General features: G+C 72.3%; 18 protein-coding genes. 9 read left to right on the top strand and 9 right to left on the bottom strand.

Features of this window, described 5'->3' with window-relative positions; translation table 11 throughout:
* Nucleotides 1–40: 40 nt before the first annotated feature.
* Genes OHA81_RS03595 through OHA81_RS03605 form a run of 3 tightly spaced genes read right to left on the bottom strand, consistent with a single transcriptional unit; the run spans nt 41 to nt 2042 of the window.
* Nucleotides 41–793, bottom strand: coding sequence for an SDR family NAD(P)-dependent oxidoreductase (locus OHA81_RS03595; protein ID WP_329192666.1), 753 nt, complete (start codon nt 791–793; stop codon nt 41–43).
* Nucleotides 790–1776, bottom strand: a complete 987-nt coding sequence (locus OHA81_RS03600; protein ID WP_329192668.1) for a 3-oxoacyl-ACP synthase III family protein — start codon at nt 1774–1776, stop codon at nt 790–792. The genes OHA81_RS03595 and OHA81_RS03600 overlap by 4 nt, the downstream gene beginning before the upstream one ends.
* Nucleotides 1777–1787: 11 nt before the next feature.
* The gene (locus OHA81_RS03605; protein ID WP_190183911.1) at nt 1788–2042 is read right to left on the bottom strand and encodes a hypothetical protein; all 255 of its coding nucleotides are present in this window, start codon (nt 2040–2042) and stop codon (nt 1788–1790) included.
* 280 nt (nt 2043–2322) lie between these two features.
* Here OHA81_RS03605 and OHA81_RS03610 point away from each other — a divergent pair, with 280 nt between their 5' ends.
* The 6 genes from OHA81_RS03610 to OHA81_RS03635 are packed head-to-tail and all read left to right on the top strand — an operon-like array spanning nt 2323 to nt 8397.
* The gene (locus OHA81_RS03610) at nt 2323–3219 is read left to right on the top strand and encodes a class I SAM-dependent methyltransferase (protein WP_329192673.1); all 897 of its coding nucleotides are present in this window, start codon (nt 2323–2325) and stop codon (nt 3217–3219) included.
* A 9-nt stretch (nt 3220–3228) separates the two neighbouring features.
* The gene (locus OHA81_RS03615; RefSeq protein WP_329192675.1) at nt 3229–4794 is read left to right on the top strand and encodes a flavin-containing monooxygenase; all 1566 of its coding nucleotides are present in this window, start codon (nt 3229–3231) and stop codon (nt 4792–4794) included.
* Nucleotides 4795–4831: 37 nt separating this feature from the next.
* A complete protein-coding gene (locus tag OHA81_RS03620; protein ID WP_329192677.1) occupies nt 4832–6358 on the top strand; it encodes an FAD-binding protein in 1527 nt (508 codons plus the stop codon).
* A gap of 59 nt (nt 6359–6417) precedes the next feature.
* Complete coding sequence (locus OHA81_RS03625; protein WP_329192679.1) at nt 6418–6903, top strand: SRPBCC family protein; 486 nt, start codon at nt 6418–6420, stop codon at nt 6901–6903.
* Entirely contained in the window at nt 6900–7736 is an 837-nt protein-coding gene (locus OHA81_RS03630; protein ID WP_329192681.1) for an alpha/beta fold hydrolase, read from the top strand. The genes OHA81_RS03625 and OHA81_RS03630 overlap by 4 nt, the downstream gene beginning before the upstream one ends.
* 10 nt (nt 7737–7746) lie before the next feature.
* Nucleotides 7747–8397: a 4'-phosphopantetheinyl transferase family protein gene (locus OHA81_RS03635; RefSeq protein ID WP_329192683.1), complete on the top strand. Its 651-nt coding sequence runs from the start codon at nt 7747–7749 to the stop codon at nt 8395–8397.
* Nucleotides 8398–8400: 3 nt separating this feature from the next.
* On the opposite strand, the gene OHA81_RS03640 is transcribed toward OHA81_RS03635, so the two are convergent.
* The 6 genes from OHA81_RS03640 to OHA81_RS03665 all read right to left on the bottom strand — a co-directional run bounded on the left by OHA81_RS03640 (nt 8401) and on the right by OHA81_RS03665 (nt 13239).
* Nucleotides 8401–9408 (bottom strand): AraC family transcriptional regulator, encoded by a 1008-nt coding sequence (locus OHA81_RS03640; RefSeq protein ID WP_329192685.1) that lies wholly within the window; start codon nt 9406–9408, stop codon nt 8401–8403.
* A gap of 143 nt (nt 9409–9551) precedes the next feature.
* Nucleotides 9552–10058 carry an anthrone oxygenase family protein gene (locus OHA81_RS03645; protein WP_329192686.1) on the bottom strand — a complete coding sequence of 169 codons (507 nt, stop codon included), beginning with the start codon at nt 10056–10058 and terminating at the stop codon, nt 9552–9554.
* On the bottom strand, nt 10055–10693 hold the full coding sequence (locus OHA81_RS03650; protein WP_329192688.1) for a hemerythrin domain-containing protein: 639 nt from the start codon (nt 10691–10693) through the stop codon (nt 10055–10057). Before OHA81_RS03650 ends, OHA81_RS03645 begins: the two co-directional genes overlap by 4 nt.
* Nucleotides 10694–10810: 117 nt before the next feature.
* Complete coding sequence (locus OHA81_RS03655; protein ID WP_329192690.1) at nt 10811–11638, bottom strand: NAD(P)H-binding protein; 828 nt, start codon at nt 11636–11638, stop codon at nt 10811–10813.
* 124 nt (nt 11639–11762) lie between these two features.
* Complete coding sequence (locus OHA81_RS03660) at nt 11763–12578, bottom strand: SDR family NAD(P)-dependent oxidoreductase (protein WP_329192692.1); 816 nt, start codon at nt 12576–12578, stop codon at nt 11763–11765.
* Between the two features lie 103 nt (nt 12579–12681).
* Nucleotides 12682–13239: a hypothetical protein gene (locus OHA81_RS03665; RefSeq protein WP_329192694.1), complete on the bottom strand. Its 558-nt coding sequence runs from the start codon at nt 13237–13239 to the stop codon at nt 12682–12684.
* 369 nt (nt 13240–13608) lie between these two features.
* Between OHA81_RS03665 and OHA81_RS03670 the strand changes: the two genes are divergently transcribed.
* The 3 genes from OHA81_RS03670 to OHA81_RS03680 are packed head-to-tail and all read left to right on the top strand — an operon-like array spanning nt 13609 to nt 17577.
* The gene (locus OHA81_RS03670; RefSeq protein WP_329192696.1) at nt 13609–15033 is read left to right on the top strand and encodes a lipase family protein; all 1425 of its coding nucleotides are present in this window, start codon (nt 13609–13611) and stop codon (nt 15031–15033) included.
* A 46-nt stretch (nt 15034–15079) separates the two neighbouring features.
* Nucleotides 15080–16540, top strand: coding sequence for a hypothetical protein (locus tag OHA81_RS03675; protein ID WP_329192698.1), 1461 nt, complete (start codon nt 15080–15082; stop codon nt 16538–16540).
* A 38-nt stretch (nt 16541–16578) separates the two neighbouring features.
* A complete protein-coding gene (locus tag OHA81_RS03680) occupies nt 16579–17577 on the top strand; it encodes a beta-ketoacyl-ACP synthase 3 (protein WP_329192700.1) in 999 nt (332 codons plus the stop codon).
* Nucleotides 17578–17582: the final 5 nt, after the last annotated feature.

The raw sequence follows: 17582 nt of genomic DNA on the forward strand, positions 1-17582 counted from the left end.
GGGCCGGGGCTGGTGTCCGGGACGGCAGGACGCGCACGCGTCAGGTGATGGAGACTCCGCTGTCGATGCTGATGACCTGGCCCGTCATGCAGTCCTGGTCCAGGAAGAGGCCGGCGCTGCGGGCGACCTCCTCGACCGTGACGAAGCGCGGGATGGGCGCCTTGCCCTCCATGCCCTCGATGACCCGTTCCGGAAGGTCCTTCGTCATACCGGTGATCATGAATCCGGGGGACAGCGCGTTGACGGTCACGCCCCGGCGGCCGCATTCGGCCGCGAGGGTGCGGGTGAAGCCGATCAGGCCCGCCTTGGACGCCGAGTACGCCGTCTGGCCGGCGGTGGCGATGATGCCCGACGGCGAGACGATGTTGACGATCCGGCCCCACCTCTGGCGCAGCATGGCCGGGACCGCGGCCCGGGCCGTGTGGAAGGACCCGATCAGATTGGTCTGGATGACCTGTGCCCAGTCCGCGGGGTTCTGCATCGCCATCAGGCTGTCCTTGCGGATGGCCCCGTTGTTGACGAGGACGTCCACCGGTCCCAGCGCCCCGGTGATCTCGGCGTAGATCCCCTGGACCGTCTCCCAGGAGCCGACGTCGCCGGTGACCAGAACGGACGGGTTGGTCAGTTTCTCCTGCACCGCAAGCGCCGCGTCCCGCGAACTGTTGTAGTGGACGGCGACCCGGCAGCCGAGCGCGTCCAGTTCCAGCGCCAGGGCCTGGCCGAGGCCGCCCGAGGCGCCGGTGACCAGCGCGACCGGCGCCTCGGGCCGTACGCCCGTGCTCTTGTTGCTCATGCCGCCCTTCCGCCCCATTCCATCAGGATCGAGCCCCATGTCATGCCGGCGCCGAACCCGGCCAGCAGGACCGTGTCCCCGGCCTTGATGCGTCCCGCGTCGAGGGCTTCGGTCAGCGCGATCGGGATCGAACCCGAGGCCGTGTTGCCGTACTTCTCCAGATTGGTGATCAGCGCTTCCGGCCGCAGTCCGGTGTGGGACATGATCGAGTTGATGATGCGGATGTTGGCCTGGTGCGGTACGACGTGGTCCACGTCGGCCGCGTCCACCTTCGCGCTCTCCAGCGTCTCGCGCACCGTGCGGACGGTGTAGCGGACGGCGTTGAGGTAGATCTCGTTGCCGTTGATCTGCGCGTAGTGCAGTCCCGCCGCCACGGTCTCGGCGGTGGCGGGCATCCGGCTGCCGCCCGCGAGCACCTTCAAGGAGCCGGTGCAGGAGCCGTCGGCGCCCAGGTTCCAGGCCTTGACCCGGTTCTCGGGGCCGGGCTGGAGGACGACGGCGCCCGCGCCGTCGCCGACGAGGATGGACAGGTCCCGGTCGGCGGGGTTGGCGGTCAGGGTGTGGGTGTCGGAGCCGATCAGCAGGATCGGCCGGGGGTCGATCGCGATGAGCGCCATCGCGGAGACGAGCCCGTACACGAAGCCCGCGCACTCGGAGTTCACGTCGTGGGCGCTGCCGGCGATGCCGAGTTCGTGGTGGACGAACGCGGACGTCGCCGGGGACGGCTGCTCGGGCGTCGCCGTGGCGACGATCAGGTGGGCGATGTCGGCGCCGGTCAGGCCCGCCTTGTCCAGAGCGCGCCGGCCGGCCTCGACGGCCAGGGAGACGGTGGTCTGCCCCGGGTCAACGGCCCGCCGCTCACGGATGCCGCAGCGGCTGACGACCCAGTGCTCGTCCACGCCGAAACGCTCGGCGAGTTCCGCGCTGGTGACGATGCGCTCGGGTACGGACATGCCCCACCCGGTGATGTCGAAGCCGGTCACGTGATTCCTCGCTATGCCTGGGCCGGGACGAGATCGACGATCTTCGCGTAGACGTCGCGCAGCGTCGTCGTGTCGTCGAGGTCCGCGAAGAGCGTCTCGTCGGCCGGGATGTGGGGGTACTTGGTCTGGAAGCCGTACAGCCACTCCATGAGGTCCAGCGAGTCGACGTCCGTGATGTGCTGGAGCGGGGCGTCGGGGCTGACCTCCGCGGCGCCGGAAACGGCCTCCAGCTGGCTCGCGAGCTCTTCGATGGTGGGCAGCGACATGGGGTCGGTCCTCTCTCGACGGTGCGGCCCGGGAGCCGCGTCGTTCTTTTCGAGAGCGATGAAAGCCCCGCGGCCGCAAGGAAGACGCAACATGCCGGGGGCCGTGGACGCCCCTCGCCTTTTCCCCGCCTTTTCCCTCCCTTTCACCCTCCTTTTGGTACGGACCGGGTACCGGGCGGGCTCGTGTTGCGTGCGCCTTGCGGGGGATCCGTTTTCCTCGGAAGGAATTCGGCACGGACGGCCAGAGCCGCCCTTCCCGCTCGCAGGAATGAGGATTCAGATGACAACGGTCGCCCCCAGGACGGTGGACCCCGAGGTCGATGCGATCAGGCACCACTACGAGGTGAGCAACGACTTCTACCGGCTGCTCCTCGGCCCCACGATGATGTACTCCGGCGGCTACTGGAACGAGGGCGAGGACCTCGTCGGCGCGCTGGACGAGGCCCAGGAGCGCAAGCTCGACACCTTCGCCGACCTCGCGAACGTCCGCGCCGGCGGCGTCAAGCGGGTGCTGGACATCGGCTGCGGCTGGGGCACCATGCTCCACCGCCTCACCACCGTGCACGGCGCCGAGGAGGCCGTCGGCCTGACGCTGTCCCGCACCCAGGAAGCCTTCATCGACGCGCTGGGCAACCCGCGCATCACCACGCTGGTCAAGAGCTGGGCGGACTACACGGTCGCCGACGACGGCGAGAAGTACGGCGCGGCGTTCTGCATCAACGCGCTGGAGCACTTCGTCTCCTCGAACCTGCCGCCCAAGGAGCGCACCAAGCGCTACCGCTTCTTCTTCCAGCAGGTCGCCAACACCCTCGTCCCCGGGGCGAAGTTCGTCCTGCACACCATGACCGCCGAAGCCCTGCCGATGAACCGCGCGCTCCTCGACGACTTGAAGTTCCTCCAGCGCTCCGAGTTCGCCAGGTGCCACATCCCGCACCTGCACGAGCTCACCGCCGGCGCCGAGGGCCTCTTCGAGGTCGACGAGATCGTCAACGAGCGCGAGTCGTTCGCGATGGCCTGCCGCGCCTGGCTGGTGCTGCTCGCCGAGCGCCGGGACGAGGCCGTGGCCATGGAGGGCGAGGAGGTCGTCGCCCGCTTCGAGCGCTACCTCGACATCTTCGCGTACACGCTCGAAGACAAGTTCTTCAACAACTTCCGCGTGACCCTCACGCGCCGCTAGGAGGCCGACGTGACGAGCATTCTCGAACCGGCCAGGGACGGCGGAGCCCGTCCGACGGCCCAGGCCTCCTCCGGGGGCCGCGGACCGGCCCGGCACCTGAGGGTCGCGGTCATCGGTACCGGGTTCTCCGGCCTGGGTACCGCCATCCGGCTGCTGCAGTCGGGCATCGACGACTTCCTCGTGTTCGAGCGGGCCGACGAGGTCGGAGGCACGTGGCGCGACAACAGCTATCCGGGCTGTGCGTGCGACGTCATGTCCCACCTCTACTCCTTCTCCTTCGCCCAGAACCCGAACTGGAAGTCCACCTTCGGCAAGCGGGACGAGCTGTACGCGTACCTGCGCGACACGGCCGACCGCTTCGGGGTCCGCCCGCACATCCGCTTCGCGCACGAACTGCTCTCCGCCCGCTGGGACGAGGGCGAGAGGCACTGGCGGATCGAGACCTCTCAGGGCGACTACACCGCCCAGTTCCTGGTCACCGGCACCGGCTACCTGAGCGAGCCGGCCGTCCCCGACATCAAGGGCCTCAGCGACTTCGAGGGCAAGGTGTTCCATTCCTCGCGGTGGGACCACGACCACGACCTCACCGGCCGGCGCGTCGCCGTCATCGGTACGGGCGCCTCGGCGATCCAGTTCGTACCGAAGATCCAGCCCGACGTGGAGCGCCTCGACCTCTACCAGCGCACGCCCCCGTGGGTCGGCCCGAAGAACGACAAGGCGACCACGGCGTTGCAGGCCAAGCTCTTGCGCTCGGTGCCCGGCTACCAGAGCTTCCGGCGCAACTTCAACATGTGGGGCCGCGAGATCCTGGCCTTCGTGATGGCCCGCCCGAAGGTCGCGGGGAAGATGCAGAAGATGGCCAGCGACCACTTGAAGAAGTCGGTCCCGGACGAGGCCCTGCGCGCCAAGCTGACCCCCGACTACGTGATGGCCTGCAAGCGGCTGCTGTTCTCCAACACCTGGTACCCGGCGATCCAGCAGCCCAACGTGGACCTGGTCACCGACGGGATCGCGGAGGTCCGCGCCAAGTCGATCGTGGGCCGCGACGGGGTGGAGCGCGAGGTCGACACCATCATCCTGGGCACCGGTTTCCAGGCCACCGACCGCCCGGTCGCGCGCCGGGTCTTCGGCCGGGACGGCGTACAACTGCGCGAGGCCTGGCAGCGCGAGGGCATGTCGGCCCACCGCGGGACCACGATCGCCGGCTTCCCGAACCTGTTCATGCTGCTCGGTCCGAACACCACCCTGGGGCACTCCTCGCAGGTCGTGATGATCGAGGCGCAGATCAAGTACGTGGTGGACGCGCTCAAGCAGGCCGAGAAGCGCGGGCTGTCCAGCGTCGAGGTGCGCAAGGAAGCGCAGCAGGCCTACAACCAGGCGCTCGACGCGAAGCTCGACGGTTCGGTGTGGAACGCGGGCAACTGCAAGAGCTGGTACCTCGACGAGAACGGGCGCAACCCCTCCATCTGGCCGACGTACACCTGGCGCTTCCGCCGCCAGACCAAGCGCTTCGACCTGAGCGAGTACCAGCTCGCTTCACAGGTGCGCACCGCCGCCCCGGCGACGCACCAGTAGGACTCCGGCAGGCATGAGAAACGGGAGACGTACGCAGATGAGCAGCACCCCGAGAACGGCCACGGGCACGGCCGCCGCCCCTTCCCGGCGCAGAGTGCTCGGCGGCATCGCGGCGACCGCCGTGGCCGTCGTGGGCTGGAACACCGTCGACCAGAGCTGGGCGACGGCCGCGGAGACGTCCGGTACGGCCGTCGTCCCGGTGCCGGCGCTGACCGGCACGCTGGAGACGTCGCCCTCCGTGGTCGAGTCCTTCGGCAAGGACTTCGGACACCTGTGGGACGACGCGGGCAACAAGCCGTGGGCCGTGCTGCGGCCGGGCAGCGTGGACGACATCGTCAAGATGGTGAACTACGCCCGGGCGAACGGCATCAAGGTCGCGGTCAACGGGCAGGGCGGTTCCGGTACGGACATCGAGTCGCACTCGGTGTACGGCCAGGCCCGCGTCCCGGGCGGGATATCCATCGACGCCCGCAGCATGTCGAAGATCATCTCCATCAGCGGGAACTGCGCGGTGGTCGAGGCGGGCGTCACCTGGGCCCAGCTGACCGACGCGTGCCTCCAGGTGGGCAAGACCCCGCCCGCGCTGCCCGACTACCTGTACCTGTCGATCGGCGGCACCATCAGCATCGGCGGCATCGGCGGCACCGTGGCCAAGTACGGGCTGCTGTGCGACACCGTGCGCTCCATCGACATCGTCACCGGTGAGGGGAAGCTGGTCACCGCGACGGCGACGACCCGTCCGGAGCTGTTCAACGCGGCGCTGTCGGGGGGCGGTCAGGTCGGGATCATCGTCCGTGCCGAAGTCGCCGTCGTCCCGGCGCCGAAGCGGTCGGTCATCTTCACCCTCTACTACGCGGACGTGGAGACCTACCTCCAGGACGCCGAGAAGGTGCTCGCCGACGGCCGCTTCCAGGTCCAGGCCGGCGAGATGCTGCAGAAGCCGGACGGCTCGGGCTGGCGCTACAAGATGGAGGTCGGGGCCACCTACAGCACGACGCCGCCGGACCGGGCGAAGCTGCTCGGCGGCTTGCAGGACGTCCGGGCCGACGCGGTGATCGAGGACGTGACCTACCGGGAGTACATGTTCCGGCTCGACGCCTACGAGGCCTACCTCAAGGAGTCCGGCCACTGGTACTCGCCCAAGCCGTGGCTGAGCATGTTCCTCCCAGCCTCCAAGACCAAGACGTTCATGAAGCGGGTCGAACAGGAGCTGACCGCCGACTCCCTCGGGGGCGGTTTCCTGCTCTTCTCCCCGTTCCTCACCTCGCAGGTCAAGCGGCCGCTCGCGATGATGCCGGGCGAGTCCGTGGCCTACCTCTTCGACCTGCTGCGGTTCCCCAACCCGGGTGACCCGAACATCCAGGCCATGCTGGACCAGAACCGGCGGCTGTACGACCTGGCGGTGTCGATGGGAGCCAAGCGCTACCTGGTCGGCGCCGTCCCCCACATGACGCAGGCCGACTGGCGGGCCCACTTCGGCAACCGCTGGACCGGCTTCGTCAACGCGAAGAAGAAGTTCGACCCGGCGAACCTCTTCACCCCGGGCCAGGGCTTCTTCGCCTGACCCCGACCCCGGACACCCGCGCGCAACTCCGCACGACCGTGCACCTGAGGAGGCTCGACATGACAACGTACGACCTGATCGACGAGGCGGTGATCGACGCCCCGGAGACCGCCGTCTGGGAAGCGCTCCTCTCGGAGTTCCGCGGCGCCGCCCGCTGGTGGGTCCCGGCCAACACCTTCGCCCCGGTCTCCGGTTCGCCCGACCGGGTCGGCGGCGAGGTGGGGGTGACCGTCCACACCAAGGGCGTCGGCAACGGCGGTCTCAAGCTCCGTTTCACGGCGCGCACGGTCGCCGTGGACAGCGGCCGCCGGCTCGACGTGGAATACGTCGACGGGGCGTTCCGCGGGCCGGCGGCCTTCCGCCTCGAACCGCTGCCGGACGGCCGCACCCGGCTGTCCATGCACTTCGCGGGCAGGCCGCACGGCTGGCTGCGCGTACTGGCCAAGGCCGTCGACCTCGGCGCGGAGCACTCGAAGGCCACCTTGGCGGCCTTCGAGTCCCTTGGCCGGCTGCTGTCGTCCTCCACCGCGGGGGCCCGGCGATGACCACGGCCGCCGAAGTCACCCGGGAACTGACCGTGCGGACCGACGACGGCGCGGAACTCGCCGTCACGGTACTGGCCCCGCTGGCGGGCACGCCGGCCGCCGTGGACGTGGTCCTCGTGCACGGCTGGGCGCATTCCCGCCGCGCCTGGGGCACCATCGCCGACCGGCTCATCCGGGCCGGTCACCGCGTGGTGCTGTACGACCAGCGGGGCCACGGCGCCTCCACCTGCGGACGCACCGCCGTCTCCGTGGAGCGCCTCGGCGACGACCTCGGGGCGGTGCTGGACGCGGTGGGCGCCCGCGAGGCCGTCGTGGTGGGCCACTCGGGCGGCGCCTTCGCGGCGCTGTCCCACGCGGCCGGCGGCGGGCGGGACGGGCGGCTGGGCGGCCTGGTGCTGCTGGGTGCTGCGGCCCACGGCCAGGACACGCCCGACGGCGAGGTGAAGATGATGGGCAGCGCCCTCTTCTCGTGGGCGCTGCGCCGCCCCCCGCTCGGCCGCAAACTGCTGTCGTCCACCATGGCCAAGACCGTGGACCCGGCCCTGCTGGACGTGAACCGGCAGCTGTTCGCGGCGACGGACCCCCGGATCCGGGCGGAGTTCTTCCGCTGCACGCGAGGCTGGGACCTGCGCCCGGCGCTGGCCGGCGTCACCGTGCCGGCGGTGGTCCTGCACGGTGAGGCGGACAAGGTCATCGATCCCGCGCTGGCGCGGACGCTGGCCGACACCCTGCCGGGGGCCCGGTTCGAACCGGTGCCCGGAGCGGGCCACATGCTCCCGCTGGAGCGGCCCCTGCTGGTCGTGTCCGCCGTGGCCGAGCTCGCGTCCCGGTGACCGCCGGACGATGATCGAGGCACTCCTGCCGCCGGGCGTCACGTCGTCGGAAGCCTTCGACGACGAGGCGCCCGCGCCGCTCTTCCCCGCCGAGGCGGCCCTCATGGAGGGCCGCCTCGCGCGCCGTCGCCGCCAGTTCGCGACGGCCCGCGCCTGCGCCCGCCGCTGTCTGGCCGCTCTCGGCCACTCCCCCGCACCCCTGCTGCCCGGCCCGGGAGGCGCTCCCGCCTGGCCGGCGGGCGTGGTCGGCAGCATCACGCACTGCGACGGCTACCGCGCGGCCGTGGCGGACCTCCGCGACCGTACGTCGGCCCTCGGCATCGACGCGGAGCCCGCGGGCCCGCTCCCGAAGGGCGTGCTGGGGCTGGTCACCTCTCCCGCGGAACGCGCCCACCTGCGGGAGCTCGCCGCGGCGCACCCCGGCGTCCCCTGGGACCGTCTCCTGTTCAGCGCCAAGGAGGCGGCGTACAAGGCCTGGTACCCGGCGACCGGCGTCTGGCTCGGCTTCCGCGACGCCGCCGTGGCCCTCACCCCCGAGGGCACGTTCACCTGCACCCTCGACGTCCCGGCATCGCCGGGCGAACCCGTCGATCCGGTCTACCACGGCCGCTGGTCGGCGGGGCCGGAGCTGGTCCTCACCGTGGTCGCGCGGCGCGGCTGAGGATCAGCGCGGTCCGGGCCCGCCGAGCACGACCGTGCGGGGCGAACGCGAGCCGGGCCCGCCGGCGGGCGCGGTGATGCCCGCGCGGTACTCCTTCGGGCTGACTCCGCGCACCCGTTTGAAGGCCGCCGACAGGGCGAACGCCCCGCTGTAGCCGACCCGGCGGGCCACCGTCGCCACCGTGGCCTCCGGTTCGCGCAAGTAGTCGGCGGCCAGGGCGATGCGCCAGCCGGTGAGGTAGGCGACCGGGGGCTCCCCCACGACGTCGGTGAAGCGGCGGGCCAGGGCCGCCCTGGACACGCCGACCTTGCGCGCGAGTTCCTCGACCGTCCAGCCGTGCGCCGGGTTCTCGTGCAGCAGGCGCAGCGCCGGTCCGACCACCGGGTCGCTCTGGGCCCGGTACCACGTCGGGGCGCCACTGCCGGGGGCCGCGAGCCAGGCGCGCAGGACCCCGATCAGCAGGAGGTCCAGGAGCCGGTCCAGGACGATCTCCTGGCCGGGCTCGTCGCGGGAGATCTCCGCCGTCAGCAGCGTGATGAGTGCGTGGTCCGCCGATTCCGCCGGGCGTACCAGGATCGTGGGGAGCACGCTCAGCAGCCGCCGGCCGATCTCGCTCGGCGCCTGGTAGGTGCCGCTCAGCATCACCGCCGAGCCCGCGTCCTGGAGCGGATCGCCCCAGGTACGGACCCCGAGGGCCATGGTCTCGGTGACGTCCTCGCCGCTCGCGGTGCTGCACCGCTGCTCCGGCCCGACCGTGATCTGGACCGGCGTACCGACGGAGTCGGCGACCGTGTACGGCTCGGGTCCGTGCACCACGGCCACGTCGCCGGGCCGGATCCGTACCGCGGTGCCGTGGTCCGGCACCAGCCAGGCGTCGCCGTGGACCATCGTGATGACCGACAGCGGCGCCCGGTCCTCCACGCGCAGCGACCAGGGCGGGTTGAAGACGGACTTGAGGAGGAAGGCGCCGCGCGCCTTCGGGCCTTCCAGCAGACCGGTCAGCGTGTCCATGCGGATATCCTCTCTCGTTTCCCGCCGGGCGGGAACGCGTGAAGCGCCCGCTCTCCCGCGGGGGACGGATGCGAGAGCGGGCGCCGTTCACGGGGACGCCGGAGCGGTCCGGTGCCGGGTCCGGCGGGACGGGCGGCCAGGGCCTACGCGGCCGGGGTGCGGCCGTGCAGGGCCAGCGTCCGGCCCAGGGCGGCCAGGGCCGTCGCGCAGGCCAGGGTGCGGACGATGTTGCCGGCCCGCCAGCGCGTGCCGAACCCGGCGCGGGCGGCGGTGAAGTCGGACCCGGCACGGGCGAGTTGGGCGTTCAGCGGCAGGTTCACCAGGGCCGTCACGACCAGCGAGAGCGTGTACAGCGCGAAGGCGGTCCAGGCCCAGCGGGCCGCGTGGGGGCGTCCGCCGCGCTGCTGCTGCGCGGCGGCGACGCCGGTGGCGATGAACGCGCCCACGAACAACAGTCCGAACAGGCCGTTGTCGATGGCGTCGTTAATGTTGCGCATCGCGGTCACGTACGTCTCGTCGTCGCCGCGCCCCAGTCCCGGGATCACCGAGATGTCGAAGGCGAAGTAGAGGCCGGCCATCAGGCCGGTGCCCACGGTCGCCGCCACCAGGGTCGCGGACTGGGCCGTCGTGCCCGTCGTCAGTCGTGTCACTTCCGGAGTCCCTTCAAGGTGTTCTCGTACCGCCTGCGGAGCAGGGTCGCGCCGAGCAGCCGGACCGGCGGCGGGATGGTGGCGGACACGTGCGCGACGGACTCGCGGCCCGCTCCGTCGAACATCCAGGGCTGGAGGTACAGCAGCACGCGCCGGGGAGCACTGGCCACCACCTTGCGTTCCTCCGCGAGGTAGGCCCGCTCCCCCATCCGGTCGAAGACGGGGAACACGACGCGTTCCTCGTCGCGCAGGTGGTCGTGCAGGATCTCCTGGAAGTCCCGGGCGGCCCGGACGAGCCCCTCGCCGCCCCGGGTGACGGCGGTGGTGACCGCCGCCATGGCCGTGTCCAGGTCCTCGTGGTCGTCGTGCAGTTCGCGGGCCTGGGCATCGAAGTCCGCGTCGCGGCGGCGCAGTCCGGGCCACAGCACGTCGTCCTCGCTGGTGTGGTGCCACTCGATGACCTCGCGCAGGCGCTGCCACCACTCGGCGCCGCCGCCCCGCCATGCCGGCGCGGCGTCACGCAGTCGTGCGGCGTCGCGGCGCATCGCCCGGTGCATCAGGGCGAATCCGTGGTAGTGCGGCGCGAGGGCGTCCAGTCCGTGTTCGCTGGAGTAGGGCGGCTGGTGCGTGGGCATCGTGGCCTCCTGCCGGTCGGTGCGGCGTGCGTACGTGCTCCGCGCCCGGGGCGTGCGCCGCGCGGGGCGGCCGCCGTGTGAGGCGGCCGTCCCGCGGAAGGCGCGTGCCCAGCGCGGTCAGACGTCCCAGACCCCGGTCGCCGCGGCCTCGCGGGCGAAGTCGGCGAAGTCCTTGGGCTTGCGGCCCAGAGCCTCCTCGACCCCGTGCACGAGGTGCGCGTTGCGACCGTCCAGGATCATGGTGAACAGGTCGGCGAACTCCTCCGGGAGACCGTTCTCGCGGAGCACCGCGCGGTACTCGTCGTTGGTGACGGAGACGTACGTGATCTGCCGGCCGGTGGCCTTCGACAGCTCGGCGGCCACGTCGCTGTAGCTGAGCAGACGCGGACCGGACAGTTCGTAGGTCTTGCCGATGTGCTTGTCGTCGGTCAGTGCGGCCACGACCACGTCGGCGATGTCGTCGGCGTCGACGAACGCCTCCACGGCGTCGGCGGTCGGCAGGGCGATCTCGCCGGCCAGGACCGGCTCCAGGAAGAAGCTCTCGCTGAAGTTCTGGTTGAACCAGCTGGAGCGGACGATCGTCCAGTCGGCACCGGAGGCCTTGAGGTTGTCCTCGCTTGCCTGCGCGGCCTCTTCGCCGCGGCCGGAGAGCAGGACCAACCGGCGGGCGCCGTTGTCGACGGCCACCTTGGCGAACGCGCCGACCTGCTCGGCGGCGCCCGGGAAGGCGAGGTCGGGGTAGTAGGTGACGTACACCCGGTCGACGCCCTCCAGCGCGGGCACCCAGGTGTCGGGCTCGTTCCAGTCGAAGGCGGGCTCGCCCGAGCGGGAGCCGACCCGTACGGGGAGGCCCTGGGCGGAGAGCTTCTCGGCGACGCGGCGACCGGTCTTGCCGGTGCCGCCGATGACGAGGGTGGTCCTGATGTTCTGGGTGGTGGAAGTCATGAGTACAGTCAAGTCCCTCGGCGCGAGACGGGACATGGCCGCAAAGCTCAGTTCCATATGCGTGCGTCTACGCGTGGTCGTGTCAGGGCGGGAGGAGCGGGACCGGCCGGGCCGGGCGGAGAGGTCAGAAGCGGCCCAGTCCGCCGCAGACGTTCAAGGCCTGCGCGGTGATGGACGCCGCCAGGTCGGTGGTCAAGTAGCTTACGAGACCGGCGACTTCCTCGGGAGTGGAGAAACGGCCCAAGGGTATCTGGGCTTCGAACTGCTGCTGTACGTACTGCTCGGTCGTGTCCCACACCCGTGCGTAGCCGGCGCGCACGCGGGCCGCCATCGGCGTTTCCACGTACCCGGGGCAGACGGCGTTGACGGTGATGCCGAGCGGCGCCAGCTCCTTGCCGAGGGCCTTGGTGAGACCGACCACGGCGTGCTTGGACGCCGAGTAGGGGGCGCCGAGGAGCACCCCCTGCTTGCCCGCCGTGGAGGCGATGTTGACGATCCGGCCGCGGCCGGCGGCGGCGAGGCCGCCGTTGGTCAGCGCTTCCCGGGTGACCAGGAAGACGCTGTTCAAGTTGGTGTCGATGACCTCTTCCCACAGTTCGTCGGTGAGGTCGGCGGTGGCGCCGCCGCCGCTGCGGCCGGCGTTGTTGACCAGGATCCTGACGGGTCTGTCGAAGGTCGCGACGGCTGCCGCCACGAGCCCTTTGACCTCTGCCCGGTTGCGTACGTCGGCGGCGGCCCCCTCGACCTCCATGCCGTCGGCCCGCAGGTCCTCGACCGTCTGCTTGACGTCCGTCTCCGTGCGTGCGCAGATGAACACCCGGTGGCCCCGGGCGCCCAGGTCGCGCGCGACGGCCAGGCCGATACCACTGGTCGCCCCGGTGACCAGGGCGAGGGACCCGTCGGAGGCCTTGACGGCCCCCGGCGTCGACTGTGCCTTCATCGGGCGCCCTCCGTTGCTCGCTGATGCCCTGACGATGGCAGCGGCGGCTCGGGGCGCACCGGAGGGGGGATGGAGGACCGGGTGAGTCCCGCCTCAAGGACGGTCAGCCGCCGTTGTGCGAGTTGCAGGTCTTCTTGAAGCCCGCGTCGGCGCCACTCTGCCATCCCTTCCAGTAGGTGTCGGAGTGCTGCTGGCCGCTCTTGTCCGGCGTGGGCGTCTGGTCACAGCTCTTCTGCCCCGCGGAACGGCCCGCTCGGTAGCCGTCGCCGAAACCGCGCTTGTAGTCCATCTTGTTGTTGCCGGTCGTGGTGCCGGTGGAGTCGTCGGCCTTGACGACCTTGCAGTTGACGAAGGTGAAGTTCTGGTCTTCCTTGACGGCGAGGACGGTGTAGTCGACGTTCTTCTGGAAGCGCGTGACCTGGAAGTTGCCGCTCGCGTCGACGTTCAGCGGCACGGTGCTCTCGCCGTCGTTGAGGTTGCGCGGCGCCGTGAACCCCTCGCCCTTGATGGTGACCGAGGTGCCGTTCGCGTTCGGGGTGACCGTACAGCTCGCGGTGGGTACGGCGGCCCCGGCCGACGGGGCCAGGGCGACCGCGCCGGACAGCGCGAAGGACGACGCGAGCAGCGCGGTGATCACGGTGCGTCGGGTGTGTCGGTGCATGGTGGTACTCCCCTTCCGGGAAAGAGACGTGCGGGAGCGGGGAGGGGCCGGCCACGCGCGGCCCGCGGGCTCCGCCCCTTCCATCGTCCCTCCGGCCCTGCGGGGTGTCGACCGGGCCGCTGTCAACACGAGGGCCGCGCGTTCACCCCACCGGGGGCGCCCAGTTCCCGCACCCGGGGCCGGGCGCCACGGCCGCACGGGACCGGGGTCCGCCCGGCGCGCCCGGCGCGCGGGGGTGGTGGGACGGCGCGAGGGCCGCGTCCGGGCGATCACTTTCGGTGCCACCATGCCTGCGCGAACAGCGGGCGAGGCGGCGCGGCCGTCGCACAGGGACGCAGCCGTCGCACAGGGACGTAAGGGAGCACAGCGGTGACTCAGGTGGTCGACGGGACGACTCGGCATGTCCCCGCACAGCAGGGGCCGCAGGGCGCCGGGGCGAGTGCTCCGGAGCGGACCGACGCGGAACTGCTCATCGCGGCGTCGATCCTGCTGGCGGACGCGGCGCTCACGGCCAAGCAGGCCGGCGCGGAGCTGACGGGAGCGCTCTCCAGTGGGCGTTTCGTGCTGGACGCGCTGCGCCGCCCCGGCTGGGCGCTGGGCACGGCGGTCTCCTGCGTGCAGGCGCTCACCAGCCCGGCGGGGCTCGGCTTCGGGGCGAACGGGGGCCTCCTCGGCGAACTGGCGCGGATGGCGGGGAGCGTGACGTACCGCCGTCCCGCGAAGGTGGCCATGGCGGTGGACGCGTTCGCGATGCGCATCCGCGCCGTCGCGGTCGAGCACCCGAACCTGGACTCACCCCTGGCCAGGCGGCTGACGGACGCGATGGTCGGCGGGAACCGGCTGGAGGCGCTGCGGGCGATGTACGCGCTGGTGGAGCGGCTCGGCGTGACCCGCGCGCTGACCACGGTGTCCCCCGTCATCATGGAGTTGCTGGCCCTGTCGGGGCTGCTCGACGAGAACCCCGTCAACGACGATTTCTCGTGGGTGACGCTCGCCGGCGGCGTGCCCACCACCGATCCCTTCCTGGGGCTGCCGAGTTCGCTGCTGGGCCGCCTCAACCCGGGACCCGGCCGGGCGGAGCGGGCCGACGCGGACTCCATCCTGGAGAAGGTGCTGGGCACCTCCCGCAACGACATCGTCAGTTACGTGGGCGACATCGGCGCCCTGGGCAACCACGGGCTGGTCCTGTTGCGCCGCGTGGCCTGCACCGACGGGCAGCAGCGGTACGTCCTGCTGCTGCCCGGGACCAGCTTCGGTCTGCTGAGCAACAGCACCCCGCAGGACCTCGTCGGCGCGTTCGACGGACTGCTGCGCACCGACACGACGTACACCCGGGCGGTGAAGCAGCTGTTGCTGCGCTCGGGACTGCCCGCCGGGTCGGAACTCATGATCGTCGGCCACAGTCTGGGCGGGCTGACCGCGATGAACCTCGCGATGGACGTGGACGTCGCGTCGACCTACCGCATCACGCACGTGATCACGGTGGGTTCCCCGATCGACAGCAAGCGGCCCGCCGACCACACCACCCAGGTGATCAGCCTCGTCAACAAGCACGACGTGATCCCCATGCTGGACGGGCGCGGCCCGGCCTCGCCCAACGACATCCCCGACAGCTGGGTCGAACTGTCCTGGCTCGACGAGTCGTACGACTACCCGCTGTCGCACGCCCCGCAGGCGTACTCGGACACTCTGCGCGGGGAGTTGACCACCTACCGGGACCAGGTCAACAAGCTGATCACGGCCTACGACGGCGAAGTCGTCGGGAACCAGCCCTACATGCTCCGTGACAAGTGACCACGGCGACCGCACCGACCACAGCGACCACGAGGGAGACCGACCGATGACCACTGCCGAGAGCCCGGCCACCACGGCGCGACGGCCGGCGACGGCCTGGCCGCTGGAGAACGCCGTGTTCAGCGCGGCCATGTTCGCCCACCGGCTACCGTGGACGGACGCCCCGGCCCGCGCGCTGGGGCTGGACGCGCTCACGCGCGACGGGGTGCGCGGCGGCCTGCTGGCGCACCTGCGGCGTACCCGCTCCGGGAGGCCGGTACGCCTGCGCACCGCGTTCGGGACCTTCCTCGTACCGCCGTCGGGCGCTGACGCCGCGAGCCTCCTCGCCGCGGCGCAGGAGGCGGGGGTGCTCGGTGCCCCCAGCGGTCTGACGCCGGGCGGCCTGCGGTACGGGCTCTCCCCGCACGTGCCCCTGGAGCGGGAGGTGCCGGTGGCGCGGGGGCAGTGGGCCGCCCTGGCGGCCGAGGACGTGGACGCGGTGATCGCGGCCCGGCGCGGGGACGGCACGCTCGACCGGGACACGTGGCGGCGCGGCGCGGCCCGGGTCGCCCGGCGCGTCGTGGTGGGCGCGGCGGCGGCCGAGGACACGCTGCTGAGCGAGGTGGCCGCGCGGGCGGCGGCGGAGTCGGGCAGCCGGTCCCACCGGGTTCGCAGCGCGGCGCTGGAGCGGCGGCTGGCCCCCTACCTGGCCGATCCGGACCCCGCTTCGCTGGCCGGGTGGCTGCTGGCGGACGGCGCCGCGCCCGAGGCGGCGGGCCCGGCCGTCACGCACGCGCTCGCCGTGGTCGAAGGGGCCGTGGCCGGGTCCGCGCTGCAGGCGCTGGCCCTGCTCGCGGTGGGCTCGGTGGCCGGAGCCGGTGAGGCGGTGGGCGAGGCCCTGCGCCGCTACCCGGCCGTCGGCGCGGCCGTGTACCCGGTGGAGGGCGCCTTCGTGTGGGAGGACCTCGCGGTCGAACACGGGACGGAGATCCTGTGGGCGCCGGGCTGGGCGCCCGGGGAGGACCGCCCGGGGCAGGGGCCGTCCGCGCTGTGCGGGGCGCCGTCCGGGTGCGCCGCGGCGCACCCGGACGGCTGCGCCGCGGCGCGCTTCGCGGAGCACGTCGCCGAGGAGGTCGTGCGCCGCGTCACGGCGGCGGTGCACCCCGTGCTGATCTCGCCGTCGTTCAGCGCGGACCGGCTGCCGGACGCGCTGGACCCGGACACGCTGCTCGTGGCCTTCCGCGAGGCCGGCGGCCTGATCCCGGACGGCCGGGTGACGGTCGGCCTGCCGGCGGCGCTGCCGGTCCGGGTGCACGGCTTCGCGCCGGCGGCGTACGGGGCGCTGGCCCACGCCAGCGCGGACCGGCTCGAGCGCCACGCGGAGAGCCTCGCCGCCTGCGCCGGGCACAGCGGCTGGGACACCGACGAGGCGGGCGAGCGGTTCCGCATGACCCTCCTCGGGCACGCCGAGCGGTGTGCGAAGGCCGCCGGGGACGTGCGGCGGGCAGCGAAGCGGCTGGCCGGCTGATGCCGGGCCGCTCAGCGGAGTCCCGCCGGGGCGCGGTGGTGACGGGACTGGGTTCCTACGTGCCGCCGCGCGCCCTCACCAACGCCGAGCTGTGCGGGAACCGGCCCGTCGGCGACGAGTGGATCCGCTCCCGGATCGGGGTGGGGAGCCGTCGCGTCGCCGACGGGGAGGCCACGGTCGAACTCGCGGTACGGGCCGGCCGGGGCGCGCTGGAGGCCGCCGGGGCCCCGGGGGCCGACGCGGTGGTCCTGACCACCATCTCGCCGGACCGGCTGGTGCCGGCCGGGGCGCCGGAGGTGGCCGCGCGGCTGGGGTGCGGGACGGTCCCGGCGTTCGATCTGGCCTCGGGGTGCAGCGGGTTCGTGTACGGCCTGGGCGTCGCTTCGTCGCTGATCACCTCGGGGGTCCTCGACAGCGTGCTGCTGGTGGCGTCGGACGTGTTCAGTGCCTTCGTCGACCCGGACGACTGGCTGATGGCGGCCATCTTCGGCGACGGCGCGGGGGCGGTGGTGCTGCGGGCCGGCGACGCCGGCGAGCCGGGGGCCCTCGGGCCGTTCGACCTGGGCAGCGACGGTGCGCAGGCCGACCTGCTGGAAGTGCCCGGAGGAGGGGCGCGGGCACGCAAGCGCATCCTGGCGGCGCCGGAGGCGCGGTTCTCGCCGTACTTCCGGATGGACGGGCCGGCCGTGCGCAAGCAGGCGGTGGTCGGCATGTGCGATTCGCTGACGCGGGCCGTACTGGGGGCCGGGTGGTCGCTCGACGAGCTGGACGCGGTGGTCGCCCACCAGGCCAACCAGCGGATCCTGGACGGCCTCGCCGCCGAACTGGGCCTGGAGTCCGGGCGGGTGCTGTCGCACATCGAGGCGTACGGGAACACGGCCACGGCCTCGGTGCCCGTCCTGCTGGCCCAGGCGGCCGCCGCCGGGAGGCTGCGGCCCGGGATGCGGGTGGCACTGACCGCGTACGGGGCGGGGCTGGCCTGGGGGTCGACCACCCTGGTCTGGCCCGACGTCCGGGCGGTGACCGACGACGGGTGAGCCGT

The organism is Streptomyces sp. NBC_00667, from assembly GCF_036226825.1.
GTDB lineage: Bacteria > Actinomycetota > Actinomycetes > Streptomycetales > Streptomycetaceae > Streptomyces.

Bases quoted from the DNA above. Each gene is read 5' to 3' on its own strand.
- OHA81_RS03660 (WP_329192692.1), bottom strand. From the start codon at position 12,578: ATGAAGGCACAGTCGACGCCGGGGGCCGTCAAGGCCTCCGACGGGTCC.
- OHA81_RS03665 (WP_329192694.1), bottom strand. From the start codon at position 13,239: ATGCACCGACACACCCGACGCACCGTGATCACCGCGCTGCTCGCGTCG.
- OHA81_RS03675 (WP_329192698.1), top strand. From the start codon at position 15,080: ATGACCACTGCCGAGAGCCCGGCCACCACGGCGCGACGGCCGGCGACG.
- OHA81_RS03630 (WP_329192681.1), top strand. From the start codon at position 6,900: ATGACCACGGCCGCCGAAGTCACCCGGGAACTGACCGTGCGGACCGAC.
- OHA81_RS03650 (WP_329192688.1), bottom strand. From the start codon at position 10,693: ATGCCCACGCACCAGCCGCCCTACTCCAGCGAACACGGACTGGACGCC.
- OHA81_RS03655 (WP_329192690.1), bottom strand. From the start codon at position 11,638: ATGACTTCCACCACCCAGAACATCAGGACCACCCTCGTCATCGGCGGC.
- OHA81_RS03595 (WP_329192666.1), bottom strand. From the start codon at position 793: ATGAGCAACAAGAGCACGGGCGTACGGCCCGAGGCGCCGGTCGCGCTG.
- OHA81_RS03635 (WP_329192683.1), top strand. From the start codon at position 7,747: ATGATCGAGGCACTCCTGCCGCCGGGCGTCACGTCGTCGGAAGCCTTC.
- OHA81_RS03605 (WP_190183911.1), bottom strand. From the start codon at position 2,042: ATGTCGCTGCCCACCATCGAAGAGCTCGCGAGCCAGCTGGAGGCCGTT.
- OHA81_RS03610 (WP_329192673.1), top strand. From the start codon at position 2,323: ATGACAACGGTCGCCCCCAGGACGGTGGACCCCGAGGTCGATGCGATC.
- OHA81_RS03620 (WP_329192677.1), top strand. From the start codon at position 4,832: ATGAGCAGCACCCCGAGAACGGCCACGGGCACGGCCGCCGCCCCTTCC.
- OHA81_RS03640 (WP_329192685.1), bottom strand. From the start codon at position 9,408: ATGGACACGCTGACCGGTCTGCTGGAAGGCCCGAAGGCGCGCGGCGCC.
- OHA81_RS03625 (WP_329192679.1), top strand. From the start codon at position 6,418: ATGACAACGTACGACCTGATCGACGAGGCGGTGATCGACGCCCCGGAG.